This is a genomic window from Paenibacillus sp. R-74696 (assembly GCF_055814915.1).
Genome location: NZ_JBPULM010000008.1, coordinates 118,001 through 138,507, shown reverse-complemented (window position 1 = coordinate 138,507; position 20,507 = coordinate 118,001). Strand labels below are relative to the sequence as shown.

At 44.8% G+C, this 20,507-nt stretch carries 14 protein-coding genes and 2 pseudogenes; 10 read left to right on the top strand and 6 right to left on the bottom strand.

The annotated features are described in order from the left end of the window. Positions 1–267: 267 nt before the first annotated feature. From ACSR9A_RS01725 to ACSR9A_RS01715, 3 genes are all read left to right on the top strand, one after another. Positions 268–1,422 carry an IS1182 family transposase gene (locus tag ACSR9A_RS01725; protein ID WP_473755302.1) on the top strand — a complete coding sequence of 385 codons (1,155 nt, stop codon included), beginning with the start codon at positions 268–270 and terminating at the stop codon, positions 1,420–1,422. Next, entirely contained in the window at positions 1,314–1,730 is a 417-nt protein-coding gene (locus tag ACSR9A_RS01720) for a transposase (RefSeq protein ID WP_473755301.1), read from the top strand. The genes ACSR9A_RS01725 and ACSR9A_RS01720 overlap by 109 nt, the downstream gene beginning before the upstream one ends. A 204-nt stretch (positions 1,731–1,934) precedes the next feature. Further along, positions 1,935–3,731 carry an IS1182 family transposase gene (locus tag ACSR9A_RS01715; RefSeq protein ID WP_473755300.1) on the top strand — a complete coding sequence of 599 codons (1,797 nt, stop codon included), beginning with the start codon at positions 1,935–1,937 and terminating at the stop codon, positions 3,729–3,731. Between the two features lie 197 nt (positions 3,732–3,928). Here the strand turns inward: ACSR9A_RS01715 and ACSR9A_RS01710 are convergent, their stop codons facing one another. Together ACSR9A_RS01710 and ACSR9A_RS01705 are read right to left on the bottom strand one after the other, a co-directional pair. After that, entirely contained in the window at positions 3,929–4,435 is a 507-nt protein-coding gene (locus ACSR9A_RS01710; RefSeq protein ID WP_473755299.1) for a hypothetical protein, read from the bottom strand. Positions 4,436–4,986: 551 nt separating this feature from the next. Beyond that, positions 4,987–6,363 carry a chymotrypsin family serine protease gene (locus ACSR9A_RS01705; protein ID WP_473755298.1) on the bottom strand — a complete coding sequence of 459 codons (1,377 nt, stop codon included), beginning with the start codon at positions 6,361–6,363 and terminating at the stop codon, positions 4,987–4,989. A gap of 1,088 nt (positions 6,364–7,451) precedes the next feature. Here ACSR9A_RS01705 and ACSR9A_RS01700 point away from each other — a divergent pair. From ACSR9A_RS01700 to ACSR9A_RS01685, 4 genes and pseudogenes are all read left to right on the top strand, one after another. Further along, positions 7,452–8,156: pseudogene (locus tag ACSR9A_RS01700) on the top strand (ISAs1 family transposase); the annotation flags it as partial. 42 nt (positions 8,157–8,198) lie between these two features. Beyond that, positions 8,199–8,501, top strand: a pseudogene (locus tag ACSR9A_RS01695) (transposase); the annotation flags it as partial. A gap of 298 nt (positions 8,502–8,799) precedes the next feature. Then, the gene (locus tag ACSR9A_RS01690) at positions 8,800–9,690 is read left to right on the top strand and encodes a 2-hydroxyacid dehydrogenase (RefSeq protein WP_473755296.1); all 891 of its coding nucleotides are present in this window, start codon (positions 8,800–8,802) and stop codon (positions 9,688–9,690) included. Between the two features lie 21 nt (positions 9,691–9,711). Then, positions 9,712–10,161 carry a hypothetical protein gene (locus tag ACSR9A_RS01685; protein ID WP_473755294.1) on the top strand — a complete coding sequence of 150 codons (450 nt, stop codon included), beginning with the start codon at positions 9,712–9,714 and terminating at the stop codon, positions 10,159–10,161. A 75-nt stretch (positions 10,162–10,236) separates the two neighbouring features. On the opposite strand, the gene ACSR9A_RS01680 is transcribed toward ACSR9A_RS01685, so the two are convergent. From ACSR9A_RS01680 to ACSR9A_RS01665, 4 genes are all read right to left on the bottom strand, one after another. Further along, positions 10,237–10,887: a hypothetical protein gene (locus ACSR9A_RS01680; RefSeq protein ID WP_473755293.1), complete on the bottom strand. Its 651-nt coding sequence runs from the start codon at positions 10,885–10,887 to the stop codon at positions 10,237–10,239. A gap of 166 nt (positions 10,888–11,053) precedes the next feature. Then, positions 11,054–11,698: a DUF7662 domain-containing protein gene (locus ACSR9A_RS01675; RefSeq protein WP_473755292.1), complete on the bottom strand. Its 645-nt coding sequence runs from the start codon at positions 11,696–11,698 to the stop codon at positions 11,054–11,056. A 553-nt stretch (positions 11,699–12,251) separates the two neighbouring features. Next, positions 12,252–13,427, bottom strand: a complete 1,176-nt coding sequence (locus ACSR9A_RS01670) for a M20 family metallopeptidase (RefSeq protein ID WP_473755290.1) — start codon at positions 13,425–13,427, stop codon at positions 12,252–12,254. 194 nt (positions 13,428–13,621) lie between these two features. Continuing rightward, on the bottom strand, positions 13,622–14,449 hold the full coding sequence (locus tag ACSR9A_RS01665) for an AraC family transcriptional regulator (RefSeq protein ID WP_473755288.1): 828 nt from the start codon (positions 14,447–14,449) through the stop codon (positions 13,622–13,624). Between the two features lie 142 nt (positions 14,450–14,591). Here ACSR9A_RS01665 and ACSR9A_RS01660 point away from each other — a divergent pair, with 142 nt between their 5' ends. The 3 genes from ACSR9A_RS01660 to ACSR9A_RS01650 all read left to right on the top strand — a co-directional run bounded on the left by ACSR9A_RS01660 (position 14,592) and on the right by ACSR9A_RS01650 (position 20,358). Beyond that, entirely contained in the window at positions 14,592–16,658 is a 2,067-nt protein-coding gene (locus ACSR9A_RS01660) for a beta-galactosidase (protein ID WP_473755287.1), read from the top strand. Between the two features lie 176 nt (positions 16,659–16,834). Next, entirely contained in the window at positions 16,835–18,946 is a 2,112-nt protein-coding gene (locus ACSR9A_RS01655; RefSeq protein WP_473755286.1) for a methyl-accepting chemotaxis protein, read from the top strand. A 194-nt stretch (positions 18,947–19,140) separates the two neighbouring features. Next, positions 19,141–20,358, top strand: coding sequence for a methyl-accepting chemotaxis protein (locus tag ACSR9A_RS01650; RefSeq protein WP_473755284.1), 1,218 nt, complete (start codon positions 19,141–19,143; stop codon positions 20,356–20,358). Positions 20,359–20,507: the final 149 nt, after the last annotated feature.

Genomic DNA, 20,507 nt, shown 5'->3' with positions numbered 1-20,507 from the left:
TTTCCTTGCGCGATTCACACGATGGTACGCGAAGAATAGACAACGAAAAAGATGGATGAGTTCTTTTCAAGAGATGAAGTTTCTAGCCAAGCAAAGTGGATTAAAAACGTTATTGTAAAGCTGCATTCGCATGAAAGACGAACATCGGAAAGCCGTATGAGGGAAAACCTCACGTCAGACTGTCTAACAATTATTAATAATTTCCTTTTTTTTACATGTAAATGGATGTCCTTTGTCGAATCTCTATATCAAAGGAGATGAACGTGTATGCCTTATATCGAAGGTGAAGATAGACATCAAATTTACTTACTGCCAAATACATTGGACGATTTTGTAGAAGAAGAAAATTCTGTCCAAGTCATCGATGTCTACGTCGATAGTTTGATCTTGGAGGATTTAGGGTTTCAGGTGTATTCGGGAAGAAAAGCGGGGCAAAAACCTTACCGCCGAGTAGATCTTCTCAAACTTTATCTTTACTGCTATATGAACGGCATCCGTTCCTCTCGCAAGATGGAAAACGAAACGAAAAGAAACATTGAACTTATGTGGCTAATCAGAAAGCTCCAGCCCGACCACGGTACTTTGTCTGCTTTCATGAAAAATAACCAAACGGCTATCAAAAAACAATTTAAAGAGTTCACCTTATTGTTAAAAGGTTTTGGCTTGATCGATGGTCGACTTGTCGATATTGACGGCACAAAATTAAAGGCCAACTGCTCAAAAAAGAAACACTTTAACGACAACATTATCAGTAAAAAGCTAGAGTATCTCGATAAAAAAATCGATGCCTATTTGCGCGACTTCTTAATGGAGGATACTTGCCTCAAAAAGCAGGAAATCACAGAAAAGTTAGAGATCTATCAAGAGAGAATGTATGAGTTGCAGTTAATGAAACAAAAACTCAAGGAAACAGGTGAAAACCAGCTTTGTGTTACTGATCCCGATGCTAAATCAATGAAAAATAACGGAAAGCATGAAGTTTGTTTCAATGTTCAAACTGTGGTGGACAGCAAGTATAAATTGATTATAGACTGCGATACGGTCAATGATGTCAACGATCAAGGGCAGTTGTCTAATATGGGGAAGAAAATAAAGCAAGTTTTTCGTGATCAAAAAACTACAATTCTGGCCGATACAGGCTATTATAACTATCTTGAAATGATTGACGTTGTCGACGAAAACACCGAACTCTTAATTAAACCGCAGAAGGGAAAACAAAACAAAGTAGCAAACGGATTTGATAAAGAGAACTTTAAATATGATGCCACTAGCGATAAATATATTTGCCCGTTGGGTTATGAATTACCGTTTAAATGGAATGGAAAACAAGATGGAAAAGAATACAAGCGATACACGTGCGAAACCTTCGATATCTGCGGAAAAAAAAGTTATGCACGTCTGCCAAAGGCGGAAGGTCGGTAACCAGGCTTAAAGATGAAGAATTGATTGAACAGATTGCCGAAAATACCCGTAGTCAAAGCAATACATATAAGCAAAGAGCGGCAATCGTTGAGCACCCTTTTGGGACAATAAAACGTCACTGGGGCTATACATACTTTTTAACACGAGGGTTGGGATCAGTAAGCACTGAGACCAATCTAATTTGTCTTGCTTATAATCTCAAGAGAGTGATCAATATAATGGGAGTCAAGGAGCTCATACGTCTCTTCATAGACCGAGCTCATTCGATATCTAAGGTGTACAACGTATATTTGAGTAAAACTGCATAAATTTATGTTTTAATACATGCCTAGCAATCAATTGTTAGACAGTCTGACGTACGGTTTGATGAGGAGGGGGCTGTCCAGAAAGTCAGTGAAAGCTGACTACTGGACGCCCCGTTTTTATTAGATGTTAAAAATAAACACAAAGAAATCGCCAATTCTTGTAGAATGGAAGTTACCACACCACCAACTCAAGAAAGGGCGATTTTTTTGCGTAATCTGACGACTACTACTAAACAGTATACCATGCAACCAAAACTTCATCTAGGAGAAATGGAAGAGAAGACACGTGCCAAGCGAGAACTAGCCCCTACCTTTAAGTCTTACGACAACAAACAAGTCCAGATGATTCTGGATTTGGAGATGTATATTGCTGCTCATCATGTAGCGCGCGTTATCGATGAGATGGTGGAAGCGATCCCTGACCAGCAGCTGTTTGCCCACTACACAGGTGGAGGGCGCAGTTCGTACCATCCCAAAATGATGCTGAAGGTGATCCTCTACGGTTACTCGCAAAAGATCTACTCATGCCGAGGGATCGAAAAGCTGCTGCAAGAAAACATCCCCGCGATGTGGCTGGCCGAGATGCAGCAGCCGGACTTCCGTACCTTAAACGACTTCCGAGGCGTGCGCATGAAAGCATTCATGGATGAGTTGTTTGAAACGATGACCCACAAGCTCATCGCAGATCACTACATCACGATGGAGAACTACTTTCTCGACGGTACAAAGATCGAAGCCGATGATAACAAATATTCGTTTGTGTGGAAAAAATCCACGCTGCGATTGGAGGAAAAGCTCAAGGTAAAGGTGCGGGAGACCCTTGCGCATATTCATGCCCTCACGCAGCAAGAAGCTGGAGAATACGCCGCTACAGATCCAAATGAGCTTCCTGCAAAGCTTGAGGAAACAGCAGCTGTGCTGGAAGAAAAGGTTGAAGGGTTAACGGAACAAATGGCTCGGGCAAACGACAATAAAACGCGAAAAGCCTTACGTAAAGCGCGCCGTGTCTGGAAGCAGCCACTGAAGCAGATTCGGGAGGATTTTCTTCCCAGGCTCGCGAGGTATGAGCAGCAGAAAGCCTGCTTTGGCGATCGCAACAGCTACTCCAAAACCGATCCCGATGCCACGTTTATGCGGATGAAGGAAGATCACATGAAAAATGGCCAACTGAAACCGGGGTACAATGTGCAAATGGCCACGGAAAACCAATTCGTTTTGTTTTACAGTCTCCATCAGCGACCTACGGATACGCGCTGCTTCATTCCGCATATGGAGCAATTGGGGGCGTCTTCTTTGCCCATGCCCAAAACCGTAATTGCCGATGCAGGCTATGGCAGCGAAGAGAACTACTTGTATGCGATGGGCGGAGAAACAGAGCCGAGCTTTGATTTTCTCATTCCTTACGGCACCTATATGAAAGAAAAAACGCGTCGTTACCAAAAGGACATCCGGCACGCCTCGAACTGGACGTATGAAGAGCATGATGACCGCTTTGTATGCCCGAATGGCCGCTACGTTCGCTTTAAGAAATACCAAACGAAAAAGAATGTTTCTGGTATGGAACAAAGCTTCAAGCTGTATGAATGTGAAGATTGCAGCAACTGCCCCTTCAAGCCCGCATGCAGCAAAGCAAAGGGAAATCGCCAGGTTCACTGGAATACGATTTGGGAAGAGTTAAAAGCAAAGGCCAAAAAAGCCCTTGAGGATGACGATAAATCCGCCATTTATGCTCGGCGTAAAGTCGAGGTAGAGAGCGTATTTGGTCACATCAAGGGCAACCGTTCGTTCCGCCGGTTCTCCTTGCGAGGGCTGGACAAGGTTCACACGGAGTTTGGGATTGTGGCGTTGGCTCACAATCTCTTGAAGGTGGCAGGCATTCGCCTTGTTACCTTCTGCAAAAGCATGGGCAAAAAAAGTTGGACGGAAAACATTGCGTTTTTCCGTCCAACTTTTTATTTTAGGGACTTATTGGACAGCCCCTTTACTCTAGCACAGTTGATTTAACTCTTGACTGTCATAGAAGCTTCGTTCACTGAATAACCCTACGAAACGTAGTAAGCTCAACCTGATGCTTCCTCATTTCCAGCGACTGTTCCATGTAGTATGCAAATAATACCTCATCTTCATCTGTTTCCTCATTATGTAATATAGAAGGTTTCAGACTTAGCGTCCTTACGACGACTCGGTAACGGAAGCCACCTTCAATTTATTTCAATGCTCACTCTTTTTGTCTCGATTTCATATTCTTGTTGATTGCCTTCAATAACAATCGCAAATTTAGCGACAGCCCACACATCATACTGTCCAGGTTTGTCTAGTTTGTATTGATACTGCTCTTTAATCATCTGATTCTTTTGAATTTGACCTGAAATCATCATATCGGGTGTCACAAAGGTATTTACAATTTTGTTGTTTTCATCTGCGATGTAAAAATAAAACAACTTTGACCGACGCTCCATTTCATAAGGGTTTTCTGATAAATTTCGAAACTGAGCTTCAACTTCAAATATTTCGTTTACCTTATACTGGTTGGATACCGATATACTAACTCCAAAAATTTCTTTTGTAGGCATGGCAGCTCCCTGTGCTAATTGTTCGTCTTTAAGGACGGATTCAACCTGTGTCCCATCATTAATAACAGGATTATTACTACAGGCAACCAAACTGAAAATAAACAAGACACGCAATAGATTGATTGGTAATTTCATTGCAAACCATGTCCCCCTTGCAAATTAACACTGAAGGTTAAGTTAGACAGATTACATTCCGTTTCATTTCACTGCTGAATAAACGTGATTATCTTCTCTTTCAAATATGCTATGGACAAGAAGCCTCCACGGTTTAAGTAACGCTTGTACAGAATCGAAAAGATGATTTAGATTCTATATATCCATGACGCAAGAATAAGTACATGATCCCGTGACTCCTTAGAAAGCGTCAAGCGCTTCAAATGACCGTTTTGATGGATATTTAGATTGTCCCAGCTTAATTGTTATACTTGACCGTCAACTTCTGCAGTAAGGCTATCAATTCATCGGCAGTTCGCAGATAACCATATTCGGCTGTTACTCCTCTGCAATTAAAGGATTATAGTGGATTAAACTCAAATATAAGACTAAATGGTAGTGAACGTCTTTGGAAAATGTAATGAAACATTGCACTAAACCTATCTACTAAATTTAGATGATTTCACTGATTAAATAAGTAACGGCGCTCCTTTGATGAACTAACGAGCGCCGACTTTAATTTTATTTAATTCTTATTGCACAAGATAGAGGCCAGCTAAATCTAGATCAGTATACGTTGTCCAAATAGGGTTGTATACAGCATAATTACCATCTTCAATATCATCATGATCACTTATTGTTAACCTTCCTGTATGTGTCCCGGCTAAATCAAAGGTATAGGTTTGTTTTGCGTTATCCCATGCATAATCGGTAACAACACTACCACCACTATCACCACCTTGGGAGCTATAGGAAGCAAGTACCATACTTCTTAAGTAGCCATATCCCTCGTGTCCCATCCAGACGTCTACACCTGAATATTTTATTTTTCCAGATACGAGGGCTCCAGTAGTAGAACCTCTAAGATAAACTGTGTCATTAGCAAGGTCGTCTAAATAAATGCCAGTGATTGGAGTCATATCTGAGCTCGATGGATAAGGAACATACGGCATGCCGTCTCTTCCTGTAAGTGTAATATACCCGGCATCACTTGTTTTGTCAGTACCATTAGTCAAAGATGATGAAGTTCTAAATGCCCAATTACCTATCTTGGGTGTGCTATTATTCGGTTGAAACCAAGCAAGTGTTGAACCAACATCATCACAGTGACCTGCAGTAACTAATACATCTTTATCAGATTGGTTTACTCCAAAATAACCAACCGTGCAGCTCCCCTGATAGTTTGTTCCTCCCTCGCTAAAATACCTCGAAATTCTCGCCCCAAAAGGAAATGGATCACCATAATTCGTTTCATCTACAACTTGAAGATCAAGGTTAATTGGTGAAATAAACTCAATAAAATCAGATTTTTCAACCAATGATTCAATTATTCTTTTATTCTCATCAGTTAATTCAGATAAAGATACGATTAGTTTGTTGTTTTCTACATCAGGAATCAAAGCTTTTATTATTCCCTCAGGTGAGTTTTCTCTGATGATGTTCTGTGCGTTGTCCAACTCCTTTTTAGAATATTTTGTAATTTGAAATTCGATTTTCTCCTTATGAGTGATACTTCTATATATTTTGTCTCGTGATTCGACCGAATCTTTAGTAATTTGCACTACAATAGTTCCTCTTTCCGGTTGATAGTACATTCCAGAAAAAGTATCAGGAAATTCTTCTATAATATCCTTTATAACAGGAGCATCAACCTTAACGTTTACTATCTCCTGATAATCTTCCAATTCAGAAACTTTTAATTGAGAATTATATAATTGTTTAGTCTCTTTATCCGTTTGCTCGCTCAGGGCTTTTTCAATTTCTGATATAGTACCGTAGAATTTTTTTATACCAAGTTGTTGGCTATTCACATTATCATTCAAAGCAGAGGCCTCGAATGAGGGTGTCATTAATACCAACATTGAAGTAATAATCAATATCCCTAAAAATCTTTTCTTTAAGACTTTCATAATTTAAAGTAATACCTCCTTTTGATATAAATAGATTTTTACTACAAATTGATAATAAACTTCCCACTCCACCACCTCTCAACCATAGGCAATGCTTCATTCTCTAGGCTTAGCCTAAACAGTTAGTTTGGATATAGTTTCTAGATTTTCTAATTATAAAACTAATTGTAATTTATATTATCATTTTCATGAATAGGGACATATTCCTATTTTCTCTTTCTCTTCACTAATCCCTATATACAAATTCAGGCAAATTATCTGACGTACAGAAGACAAAATTGTTGCACAATTTCATGTAAAGTAATTCCAACTTCCCGTTTGAAGGGAAATGGATTTTTTTTCACTTATATAAATTCCTGATAGACAATCTATAAAAATGAAGAAAAACAAAGGTAATTAGGGCGTGTCTGAAAACCCGTTCAGTGGCACCTTTCACCGCCTTTTCGCCCCCTGCTTCGTTCCGTTTGCTTGACGTACCCCCGGTACGCCTTCACAAGCGCGCCTTGCATGGAACGAAAATTCGGCAAAATTTGCTGCCCTCAGAGTTCTCAGACACGCCCTAGTATCTTTGAAAGCGAAAAGTAAAGATAATCGACGATTATCTAATTTCACCTGTGAGGTGCTGAAAATGAAGATCTAATTCACCCATTCTAAGGAAATTCTCTTAACGACACATGCAGGCTTGGCTTCGGTCGGTGCGCTGCTTTCCCATACACAATTACCACAACGTCTGAATCGATGGAATCCCATCTATACAGCCTAATAATCATAATGATCAACTGGAAGAGGAGGCACGGCGAATTCATGAAGAAACATACTGGTAGAAACAGGCAAATAATGGTTCATTAGCATATGATCACGGAAAGTGGAATGCCGCAAATAACAGCAGGCTAAAAAACCCGAAGTTAAATATAGATTCTTTCAGTAAGTGCCCTCGTGATGTAAGCTATTGCTTGAAAGCATTCACGGAGGGATCATGATGAGCAACGAAAGATATCAAGGCACTTTTTTGAGTACTTTAGTGATTTAAAGGTTATGAGGCAGGAAGGAAAAGTGTATCATCGACTAACGGATATTCTGTTTATTGTCGTAAGCGGCGTACTTTGCGGATACGGGCAGAAATTCCAGCAACTAAAAAATGGTTACAGAAATATATTGCTTTAAGGAATGGCTTGCCTTCCCTATCCACGATCAAACGAGGTTTTTCCTTGATCCAGCCACAGGAATATTCAGCCCGCTTTATCGATTGGATGTTGGGTACGTTTTCGTTACCGAACAAGGATGTCGTGTCTGATGATGGAAAAATGTCGAGTGGCTCCAAGGGAAACGATCAAAAAGCGCTGCATATCGTGAGTGCCCGGTGTCATTCTAACGGTATGATCGTTGGGCAGATGAAAACAGAGGAGAAGAGTAATGAAATTACAGCCATCCCAGCATTACTCGAACAGTTGATGATCAAAGGCTGTATCGTGACGATCGATGCCATGGGCGCTCAGGGGAAAATCGTGGAACAAATGGTTGAAGAGAACAAGGGGGATTATGTCATCAACCTCAAAGGGAATCAAGGAACGCTACATAAAGAAGTAAAGATTATTTCGTTGGGGCCGAACAATCCGGGAGACTGGCAGCGATCCAGGAGGAGCGTACCGAAGAACCAATGTTCAAGATTCTCGGTACCCTTGAGCAAGGGCAGGGACGAATCGAAAATAGAACCTATTTTTATTCCACGCTTCTTGATTGCATGGGCGATGCGAAAAAGGCTGGAGCAAACGGACAGGGGTTGGAATGGTTAAACGCGAGGTATCGTTTATCTCTGACCCACCAAAAAAACGACAGAAACGTCTTATTATATCGGCAGCATAGACAATGTGACCGACTTCGCTACGGCTGCGAGGAAACATTGGGGCGTGGAAAGCATGCATTGGAGTCTGGATGTTACCTTTGGAGACGACCGCAATCAAACAAGGGAAACTGGAGCAGCGCACAATCTAGCCATCGTCAAACGGATGGTCTTCAATGTGCTCGAAAATGAAACTAAAATCCAGCCGAAAAAGAGCAAGCCCAAAAAAAGAATCGTCGCAGCCATGGATTTAGACTATCGAGATTATTTGATTAACATGGCTTTCAATCAAATGTAGGAATAGCTAAAAGATGATGAGCCTCACCACATTTTTTCATATCGGAACAGCTTCTTTATACCTTCAGCATACATGGAAGGAGAAGTCTGTAAAATATCGAAAAAGATCTTTATTTTTTATATGGTAATATACAGGTTCGTGAATTTGCCGTGGAGGCAATATGATTTATTGTAGAGTGGATAGGGCTTAAAGGCAAGAGCAGGAAAGCAGGAACATCATGAAATCTGGAAAATGGAGGATTATAACATGAAACCAAAAGTATTTATTTCGAGTTCTCGATGAGCATTGCGATACCCGGATGTGGGAGGGCGAGCAGGGGATTACCGGCGCGCAGCTGGCGGAAGAAATTAGCGAAGTGGAAGGTCTGCTTGCTGCGGGCAATGCGATCAGCGAGCGTCCGCTGTCGGCGGCACCGAAGCTGAAAGTAGTCAGCAACATTTCCGTCGGCTACAATAATAATGATCTGGATGCGATGAAAAAACGCGGCATTATCGGTACGCACACGCCCTACGTACTCGATGATACGGTGGCAGATTTGACGATGGCGCTTATGCTCGCTGCTGCCCGCCGGGTGGCGGAGCTTGACAAGCTCGTTCGCGCAGGAGAGTGGAAGCGCGGCATCGGCACATCCTTGTTCGGCATTGATGTGCATCACGCCAAGCTTGGCATCATTGGCATGGGCCGCATTGGCGAAACCATTGCCAGACGTGAAAAATTCGGGTTTGATATGGAAGTCAGCTATTATAATCGTTCGCGCAAGCCAGACGTTGAGCAGCAGCTTGGCGTTCAGTACAGCCCGCTTGATCAACTGCTCCAAGAGTCCGATTTCATCGTGCTGATGACGCCGCTAACGCCGGAGACAAAGCATATGATCGGCCAGGAGCAGTTTGCAAGGATGAAGCGCAGTGCCATCTTTATTAACTGCTCGCGAGGAGAGACGGTTGATGAGGCGGCGCTCGCCCAGGCACTGCAAAGTGGCACGATACGCGGCGCAGGGCTGGATGTTTTTGAAAAAGAGCCGGTTACGCCGGATAATCCGCTGCTCCAGCTCGACAATGCGGTGCTGCTGCCGCATATTGGTTCGGCTACCCATCAGACGAGATTCAATATGGCGATGCTTGCTGCCCGCAATCTGGTGGACGGCTTGTACGGCCGCGAGCCGCAATATGTGATTCCTGAGCTGAAGTAGTTGTCTTGATGTAGGAGATATATGTGGATTAGAGCGGGCTTGTCTGTCTTTGCTCAGCAGTTTATTGAGACTAATCTCATCAGACGATTAATGATGGGTATCTGCTGTCTGCAATTTTTGCACAGACCATGCAGCTTGCAGTTTGGGAAGCTCAATCCTTTGCTGAAGGACGAAGCTTCCCCTATTTTTGCTATTGCTACAATTTCAGACTGTACGCAGACTAGCAAGCCAAGCCATTATTGCTCTCAGTATCTCATCAGGGTCATTTGCAGAAATTTAGCGGCTCCTAAATCCGCAGCCTGTTTCATAACACGTGATTCTGTTGAAATAGGCCGCGGCTTTGCCCATCAACTCGCTGTTGGTCGGCTTGGACTTGCTGATATTAATTGTGTAGCCAAACAGGTAGCTGGTGCTGTCAATGTTGCTGAAGCCTTACGCATCAAGGGTTTAGATGGATTAGAGTTCATGTAAGATACATACCCATGAATCTTCGCTCTACTGACATAAAGCGTCTGTATGAAAATACATTTTATTTCTTAAAACCGATTATAACGAATCCCATAAATCACCAATTGAAGTTCTTCTTTTCACTTCAAGTAATTCTTCAATCTGGCTCCTTGCATGTTTCGCTTTCCCAAGAAGCTTGTTGTATTCCTCCATTAAGTTTGTAATATGATTGGGGAAGCCCCCTACATGTTTTAGTTTCAATTCTTTCCTTCCACTAGTTTGATCTATAACAAAGTCAAATTTATAACTTTCGCTCGTATAACTAGATTTTACTCCTGCTTGTATTACTTTATGTTTTAGAAATAATTGGCCTAGCCTCCCCAATAAATAAGAAACCTCTTCCGACAATATAGGTGGTAATCTCTTATCCATATATTCCGAATAACTATATGTATTTTCTTTTAAATGCCACCATAATTCATCCTTGTCAAAATGCAAATCAATATATTCGCCGGCACTCCTAGCCAAATTTTTTACTTCATCTTTTAATTCTTTGAGTTCAGCGTCTGTCAATTTTCCAGATGTTTCTGGATTGTTAACAATCAGCTTTCTTGCATACGTTTGATACCATTCCTCTGTGTAATCAGACAATGCATCCTTAAATCTTTCTTTAAGTTGTTCCATTTCCCATTTGGCTTCGGTTATTTCATGACGCTTTTCCTCTATACGTAAATCAAAATCTTCTGGCAATTAAATTCACCCTTTCATATCTTATAAGAAAGTAAAAACATTTGTTCTCATTATATCATAAAATTCTAAATCTTGAAGCAGTCGCTAGAAGCGCCTCCCCTTTAGGTGTAGGGGCGCTCACAAAGGCATAAACTCCCCTTATTCTAGCAACAACAGTTTACGGATGTTAGCCTTCTTTAATAAAGGTCACTTTTTTTCCTATTTCCACATTTTTTGTTCTCCAACCAGCAGACAGCCACGAGCGAGCATGAGTATGGTTTCCGTCATTCTCATTAGCCCACCATGCGTTGTATTTATAAGCGGATGAAGGGAGTGTGAAGCTCAATATATCCTCAATTTCATTAAACGTTAGTGTTATACATCTCTGTTCAATTTGTCTGTTCAAATAGTTAGCTATAGGTGTATATTTGCTAGTCAAGCCGAACTCTCCCTTCCCCACTTTAATAACGGCATCACTCTTGTTTAGATGAGTCCAGACTGAATCAGCCTTGCTTTTCTCATTGATACCACTTATCTCACAATGCTTTTCAATTTCTTCTTTTATTTTTTGATAGTGTGCCGAGCCACCTAAACGCTCCAACGCTTCTATAGCTGCTTCTCCGATTTCTTGCCCCCTAAGTATCATTAGAGGTTTATCAACCTTTTCACCTGTAAGTAATTCTAATTCATTTTGAAACGCAGTGATTGCCATTTCAACTTGCTTCATCTCGTTTTGAATACTCTCGAGTTGAATGCGCATTTTGCTCCTTTTGTTTACCTTTTCATCGATCATTTGACGAATCAATTCAACCTTTTGTTGTTGATTGTCCATTTTACCTTCCCCCGTTCCTCTTCATAAACTAATCATATCACTTAAATATTATTACTTAAATAGTAACTTAATAAGTTGATTAAAAATTAGCAAAATAGAGTGGCTTCTCTTTAAAGTTCGCCCCAAGTTCAATCATATTAAATTGATTACTTTCCTTAAAATCCTACTGCGAAGGTTTAACGTATCTTAATATAGTTTGTGTTGAATCATGCCCAGCCAGTTTTGCGACATTCTGAATAGGTATGCCAGCTTTAACATCTACTTGCAACTTGCCAAAGTCTTACGTGAAAGGTTTTTGGACAAACAATAAAGAGTAAAATTGTCCAGTTAAAAATCAAAATCGGTCATGAAAAATACCACTTATTTATTGATTTTAGAGAACCAATAAATAAGTGGTATCAGTTGGTTTACTATTCAGAAATTTATAGGTTTAGAAACATCCAATTTGGATATTTACTGCTTGTTACGAAACCTTATGCTCGATCCGCAGCTTGTCTGCAACCATCGCAATAAAGTCGATCTCTGTGCATATCAATAGATTCAATTACTAAACTTAGTTTAAATTTAAATTCTGCTGCTCAAACTCCGCTCTAATCCGTGCCAGCAAAGCTGGATCGTTATATACATCCGCCGCAGTTGCAGCGAGCATTTTCGCTCCGAAGATCATGCGCTCCAGCGCCCGCTCTGTAATGGCTGCGTCACGGAATCCTTCCGTGTGCAGCAGAAGGCGCTCCTCGACGATTTTCACATAAGGATGAATAGCTGGGCAGTGTGTGGACACATTGCCGAGATCGACCGAGCCATGGTCCTTGCCGATTTGAATTTCTTCCGGCTGAATGCCGGAGGCAAGCAGGTTGGCGGAAAATTGCTCCGACAGCGCCTCATTCGTGCGCAGCTCATCATAAGACAGCTCATAATTGTTCGTGCGCAGCTCGCAGCCTGTTTGCAGGGCTGCCCCTTCGGCGCAGCGAAGCACCTTCTCCGTCAGCTCGTTCGTATACGTGCGCGAAGCCGAGCGAATATAAAATTTCGCCGAGGCATAGTCAGGGATAATGTTGGGCGCCTTGCCCCCATTGTCGATAATGCCGTGAATGCGCGTATCGCTGCGGGTTTGCTGGCGCAAGGCATTGACGCTGTTGAACAGCTGGATAACCGCATCGAGCGCATTAATGCCCTCATAGGGGCTTGCTGCCGCATGTGCAGCCGCTCCAGTAAATTCGAACTGCACAGCGTCCATCGCCAGCGATTCGCCAGATTTTTCAAACGTATGATAAGGATGCGCCATCAGGGCGAAATCACAATCATCGAACAAGCCGGCTTCTGCCATCGGCACCTTGGCGCCCTTCGTTTCTTCCGCAGGCGTACCATAGACGCGAATGCTTCCCGCCTCTAAAACCGATTTCAACCCAACCGCGGCTCCAATGCTCATCATGCAGATAAGATGATGGCCGCAGGCATGGCCGATTTCCGGCAAAGCGTCGTATTCACAAAGAAAAGCGGCGACAGGGCCAGGCTTGCCTGTATCATAGGTAGCGATGAAAGCAGTAGCCAGCCCAAGCGTGCCCCGCTCAACGCAAAAGCCTTGACGCTCAAGCTCCGCACACAGCGCTGCTGAGGCTTTAAATTCCTCATGCCCAAGCTCCGGATTTGCAAAAATGGAACGGGAAATTGCCTTGAATTCCTCGCTATGACGATCGATTTCCTCAAAAATCGTAGGTTTGTTCAACATTCTCTTCATTCCTTTCTAAACAACCACTTGTCACGACATATTAAATAAAGCAGATGCTGGCATTATAACATGCCGTGCAGTCCACTAGATAGCCAGCCGCATACGTGGGGATGCAAGGCGAACAAGCCAATCAGGCGCAGTACCAAGCGTCTAGTAAGCGTCTAGTCTCAGCGAGCGTTATACGAATAGTTGGCTTAACGCATGCCGTGCATTTTTTTAAACTGTTCGGGACCGACGCCTTCCAGCCGTTTGAAGACGGAGCTGAAATAGCTGGCGCTGTCGAAGCCGGACAGCTTGGCAATTTCCTGCATTTTCAGCGTGCTCTCACGGAACATCAGCTGCTTGCTGCGGCTGATACGCTCGCGGTTGACGTATTCCATCGGCCGCATGCGCATCGCTTTCTTGAATAGAAGGCACAAGTATTGCGGCGTCACATTAATCGCACCTGCTAAATCCTCAATCGTAATGAGGCTGCCAGCATGTGCTTCAATGTACTGAATGACGGGATGGAGCCGCGATAAGCTTTGATGCGCCGAATGAGAGCTGACACGAACGACCTTCATCAGATCGAGCAGCATCGCATAGAGCAGCTTCGAGCATTCCAGCCCGAGGAAAGGGCGGTCCGACTGCGACATGGCGTAGATGCTGCGCATATGTGAAATTAATACCTCTCCATCTGCAGTTGCATAGACGCCGGATTCGGTAATGCCGGCCTGCCCGAACAACGTTTCGCACAGGCTGCCGCCAAAGCTTACAAAATGCACATCCCACGGCTCGCGGGTCGCATAATACCGATGGGGCACCCCGGGGAACAGGCAGAAGCCTTGGCCATTTTTCACTGAATAGCTTTTTTCCCCGATAATAAGCTCGCCTTCCCCTGAAGCAACCTGCAGCCATTGATAATGGGGAAAGCCGTTCATGCGATCGATGGTCTCCTGATTGCCCCAATGTCCGATAATGTCGACGAAAAGCGGCAGCGCAAGCTCGGTATCTGTTACAAGTGGGAATGCAATTGTATCCATTTGCTGCACATCCTGTTTCATATTTTTATAGAGATAAGAATATTGTGAGATTTAGTTTCGATAAACCGAATTATATAATATGAATATAGTTAAAGAATGGGCATTCGTCAAACGAGGGCCGCTATTACAGGAGGTTAAACAGATGAGCAGCAAATTTCCACCAATCAGCTCGAAAATTCCCCAAATGCTTCATGGCGCGGATTATAATCCGGACCAGTGGCTTAAATATCCTCATATTTTAGAGGAAGATATTCGTTTAATGAAATTATCGCACAGCAATGTCATGTCAGTGGGTATTTTTGGCTGGGTTGCCCTTGAGCCAGAGGAAGGCGTCTTCACCTTTGAATGGATGGATCAATTACTCGACCGCTTTGCGGCTAATGGCATTTATGCACTGCTTGCAACGCCGAGCGGAGCAAGACCGGCATGGATGTCCTCCAAATACCCGGAAGTGCTCCGTGTAGATGAAAATGGCATTCGCAATCTGCATGGCGCACGTCATAATCATTGCTTCTCCTCTCCGGTGTACCGCGAGAAAGTGAAAATTATGAATACGAAGCTTGCGGAGCGTTATTCGAGCCATCCAGCTGTTATTGGCTGGCATATTTCCAATGAGTTCGGCGGCGAATGTCACTGTGACCTGTGCGCCGAGGCGTTCCGCGGCTGGCTGCAGCAGCGTTATGGCACACTTGATGCCTTGAATGACGCTTGGTGGACGACGTTCTGGAGTCACACCTATACCGATTGGAGCCAAGTCGATACACCAACGCGCCGCGGAGAAAGAGCTGTTCACGGCATGAATGTGGACTGGATGCGTTTTGTCACTGATCAGACGGTGGACTTCTGCCGTAAGGAAATGGAGCCGCTTCGTGCCATTAATCCGGAGCTGCCGATTACAACTAATTTTATGCTCGACTTCGAAGGGCTGAACTATTGGAAGTTTGCAGATATGCTCGATATGATTTCGTGGGATGCTTACCCAACTTGGCACAGCTTGGAAAGCGATAGCGAGCTGGCGGCTTGGATCGGCTTTAACCATGATATTTTCCGCTCACTCAAAGGCGGTAAGCCATTTATGCTGATGGAAAGCACGCCAAGCATGACGAACTGGCAGCCGGTCAGCAAGCTGAAGAAGCCAGGCATGCATTTGCTGTCTTCCATGCAGGCCGTAGCCCATGGCTCGGATACCGTGCAATATTTCCAATGGCGCAAAAGCCGCGGCTCCAGCGAAAAGCTGCATGGCTCGGTCGTTGACCATGTTGGACATGAGCATACCCGCGTATTTAAAGATGTGACCGACGTAGGCCATGCGCTTACGAAGCTTGAAGATGTGGTCGGCACAACGGTTAAGCCGGAAGTCGCGATCATTTACGATTGGGAAAACCGCTGGGCGGTCAAAGATTCGCAAGGCCCGCGCAACTGTGGCATTCATTACGAGGAAACAGCGCGCAAGCATTACCGTCCATTCTGGGAGCTCGGCATACCGGTAGACATTATTGATTCCGAATGCGCATTGGATTCATATAAAATCGTGATCGCGCCTATGCTGTACATGGTGCGTCCAGGTGTTGGCGAGGCTATTGAAAAGTTTGTTGAAAATGGCGGCACGTTTATTGCGACTTACTGGACAGGCATCGTTAACGAAAGCGATCTTTGCTTCTTGACGGGCTTCCCAGGGCCGCTTCGCAAAACGCTTGGCATTTGGTCAGAGGAGATTGATTCCCTTCATGACGGCGAGACGAATCGCGTAGTCATGTCGGAAGGCAATGCTCTTGGCTTGTCCGGTGAGTACGAAGCGCATGAGCTTTGCGACCTTATCCATCTTGAAGGCGCCGAGGCGCTGGCCGTATACGGCGAAGATTTCTATGCTGGCCGTCCGGCATTGACGGTAAACCGCTTGGGCAAGGGGAAAGCGTATTATGTAGCTTCCCGCAATAAAGAACCATTTTTCACAGATTTCTTCAAGACGCTAGTGGAGCAGGAAGGCATTCGCAAAGTGCTGGATACCGAGCTGCCTCAAGGCGTGACCGCGCAGCTGCGCGGCGAGGGGGAGTCGGACTATGTATTCGTATCCAATTTCACACCGCAAGAGCAGCAAGTGGTGCTCGATGACCACTCTTATGAGGATGTTTTGAATGGTGGTCAAGTGGGGGCTGCACTGGCGCTTGCTGCGTATGATGTTCGGATTTTAAAACGTAAATCTCGTTAATCATTCTAACGTTTGTGCAGGAACCGCGAATTTCATTCGCGGTTATTTGCATTGAAAAATGCTTTAAATTATACATTAGGTACGAAGAATTAACGATATGGTTCTATATGCCTATAAACAATTGTGGATTTATTGTCGATTAACGATTCATGTTGTTTTGGAGGGGAGCGGGTAGCATGAGAAAGAAACATCTACATTTATCTTTGACGGTTAAATTGGTATCCAGTGTCATCGTGTGCTTGCTTGCCATCTTCAGTGTCATGATTACACTGAACTTGAATCAGCTGCGGACGCTTGCCGTTACGAAAGGCGAGCAGGAGGGGCAAATTGCTGGAACGGATTTTATGATGTCGATTCAGCGGGAAATGACAGCAGTAGAATCGAAGCTAGAGACCTTGAAGCTCACTCTTCAGGAAACCCGCAGTAAGCAGCAGCTGTCGCGGCAAACCGTCGTCGAGCTGTTGAAGACAATGGTTGAAAATGATCCGCGAGCGCTCGCCTATTATACGCTCTGGGAGCCAAATGCTTTTGACCAGAGCGATGAAGACAACATTAATTTCACGACATACGATGATAAAACAGGCCGGTTTATTCCTTATGTTTTCCGCAATGGCAGTGGAACAGCGATTACGCCACTAACGGACTATACAGTGGAAGGTGCAGGAGACTATTATTTATTGCCCAAGCAGTCGAAAAAAACGACATATGTTGATCCGTATTTTTATGAAGTAGCAGGCCAGCAGACGCTTATTACTTCGATCGTCGTTCCGATAATGGATCAAAGCGGCACCTTTCTTGGCATCGTAGGGGCTGATATATCGATTGAAAGCTTTCAAAAAGCAGCAGCTGAATATGCTCCGATGGGCGGGCATGTATCGCTCATAAGTGAAAAGGGGATGTATTTGGCTAATCCCAACGATCCAGCCACTTTAAATCAGCCTTTTGGCGATAATGCCGAAAAACAGGCTTTGCTGGATGATGTGATGAAAGGAACGCGCCTATCGGACTATACCCCGAATGCAGACGGAGACGAAGTGCTGCGGCTGTTCGAGCCGATCGCACTGCCAGGAAGCACCCAGTTCTGGTACAGCCAAAGCGTCATTCCGAAAACAGCGATTTTTGCAGAATTTACGGAGAGCCAAACGAGCCTGCTTATCGTTGCGATAAGTTCAATGCTTTTATTAGGTGTTATTATTTCTCTCCTGATTCGTTATATGGTCATCCGCAAGCTGCAATTGTTTAATAAGGGCCTTGAAAAAATGGCCGAGGGCGACCTGACCCAGTCGATTGCTATTAAACAGCAGGATGAGCTGGGCAAAATGGCTGCCTCCTTCAATAGCATGACCGAGAAGCTGAGGAGCATGTTCCAACTCGTGAAGAATCTCGGAGTAGCCGTTAGTGAAACGTCGGAGCAGCTGACGGCTAGCGCTGACCAGACGAGCAAAGCGTCCGAGACGATTGCCGAATCCATTCAGACGGTGGCGATGGATGCCGAGTCGCAAAATCAGCATGCAGGCGGCACCGCCGAGGCGATGTATGCGATGTCCAGCCATGTGCAACGGATAGCTGAATCGAGCGATCAGGTAGCAGCCTCTGCAAATGGAGTCGCGCTCCAGACGGCGGATGGTTATCAACTGATGCAGCAAGCTGTCCGGCAAATGGGACAAATCCAGCATTCGGTTTCCGAGACGGAAGCAGCGATTGAACGGCTTAATGAACGCTCGGCCCAAATCGGACAAATGACAGGCCTGATTACAGCGATCAGCGTACAAACAAATCTGCTGGCGCTGAATGCTGGCATTGAGGCTGCGCGTGTAGGCGAGCATGGCCGGGGCTTTGCAATTGTAGCGCAGGAGGTGCGCAAGCTGGCGGAGCAAACGAAGCAGGCTGCGGATCAAGTATCACAGCTTGTGGATGGCATCCGCAGCGATACGGAGCATGTGGCGCAAACGATGCAAAGAGGGTCCAAAGAAGTGGCCAGCGGCGCGCAAACCGTAGAAGGAAGCGGCGAGCTCTTCAATGCCATTATGAATGAAATGAGCGCGGTGAGCGGTCAAATTCAAGAGGTTTCGGCAGCGGCTGGACAAATGAATGCAAGCTCGCAGCAAATGACCGCAAGTGTTGAGCAAATGGCGGTTATAGCTGGCGATACCGCATCGAATTCCCATAATGTCGCGGCGGCCTCCGAGGAGCAGCTCGCGTCGATGCAGGAAATATCGGCGGCGGCTGAATCGCTGGACCATATGGTTCAGGAGCTGCTGGGAAAACTGTCGCAGTTTAAAATTTAAATTTTCTCCAAAAACCGTTATTCCCCTGCTGATTCAGCAGCGTGAATAGCGGTTTTTTGTCCCTTTTCCTTAAAGTGGAATTTCCGTTTGGCGGGCTTGGTCTAATTTGACATTGCGTTAACATAGCAAAGTATTTCCGTTGATGCTAAAGACCTATAGTAAAGGAAGAAGGACTCATGGAAGGATGATGACAAATGACGACTGCTGAGCTAGCGCATCCGATGGATATAAAGCTGGATATGGACGAATTAGAAGCCTGTCTTCCAGAGCAGCAGGCAGAAAATATCTTAACTGCAGAGGCTGCCGGTATGTGGCAGCAGGCAGACGCTCCATTGCAGCAGGCCGCTCAGCTTGCTGATTTTATTCGTCAGGCGCCGTTTGTACGGGAGGAGCGGACCTGCAAAGAGACGATAGCTGTCTTCAAGCAGCATCCCGAATCGGAATGTGTCGTCATTTGCGACGCCGCAGGCAGAGTGAAGGGACTCATGATGCGGAATCGTTTTTTTCTAAAGCTGGGCCATCGTTTTAGTGCGGACTTATATTATGAAAAGCCTATTACCGTCATGATGGATGCAGCCCCGCTCATTATAGATATGGACAGTGCACCGGAGCATCTCATTGAGCGGGCGCTTAATCGTCAGGAAAAAGTGCTCTATGATTGCGTGCTTGTAACAGAGGATGATAAGTTCACAGGCATCTTGACGGTTGCCGATTTGCTGAAGCTTTCCAAAAGGCTGCAGGAGGAAGCGGAGCAGGCCCAGCGCAGGACGATCCAATCTGCCGAAGAGCGAGTAAAGGAGATCGAATCAGCGATTCAAAGCGTACGTGGCTCCACGGAGGAAGGAGAGGAGCTTTCGGTCCTGATGGTGGATTTGACACTAAAGGGGAAGAACGAGCTGGATAAAGTAACGCAAGCATTCGTCTCTATCGCGGCCAATTCACAGCTTCAGGAGGAGCGGATGCGTGCGTTGCAAGCGGAGGCTGGCTCTATTAGCAAGGTGTCAGGGCTTATAAAGGAACTTGCAGAGCAAAGCAATTTGCTTGCAATTAATGCTTCGATTGAAGCGGCGCGGGCTGGCGAGCATGGGCGGGGCTTTGCGGTCGTGGCTGGAGAAGTGATGAAGCTGGCGAACCAGACGAAAACATCGGCTTCTACGATTACATCGCTTATCCAGACGATTATCCAGGAAATCGAACAAACGGCGCAGCTCGCGCAAAGCGGTAGATTGGAGACGGCATCAAGCGAAGCACATGTGCATGAGGTAGAAGGCGCGTTCAATAGCCTATTTCATGCGGCGGCTGACAATCACAGCAATGCCGGGCAAATTGGAACATTGTCCGAGCGGGCTTATTTGCAAGTGCAGCATGTTGCAGACGAGATGAGCAGCCTGCAAAAAAGTAGGTTCTCCTAATTGGTCTACTTTTAACACTACGTTAACATAAATGCAATATAAGATTTACAAACAGTCTGTAACATATAGAACGGAACAGATTAGTTTCGTAATGAATCACATACAACCCATGAATAAGGGCTAAACGGGCAATGGAAAGCAATAAGGAG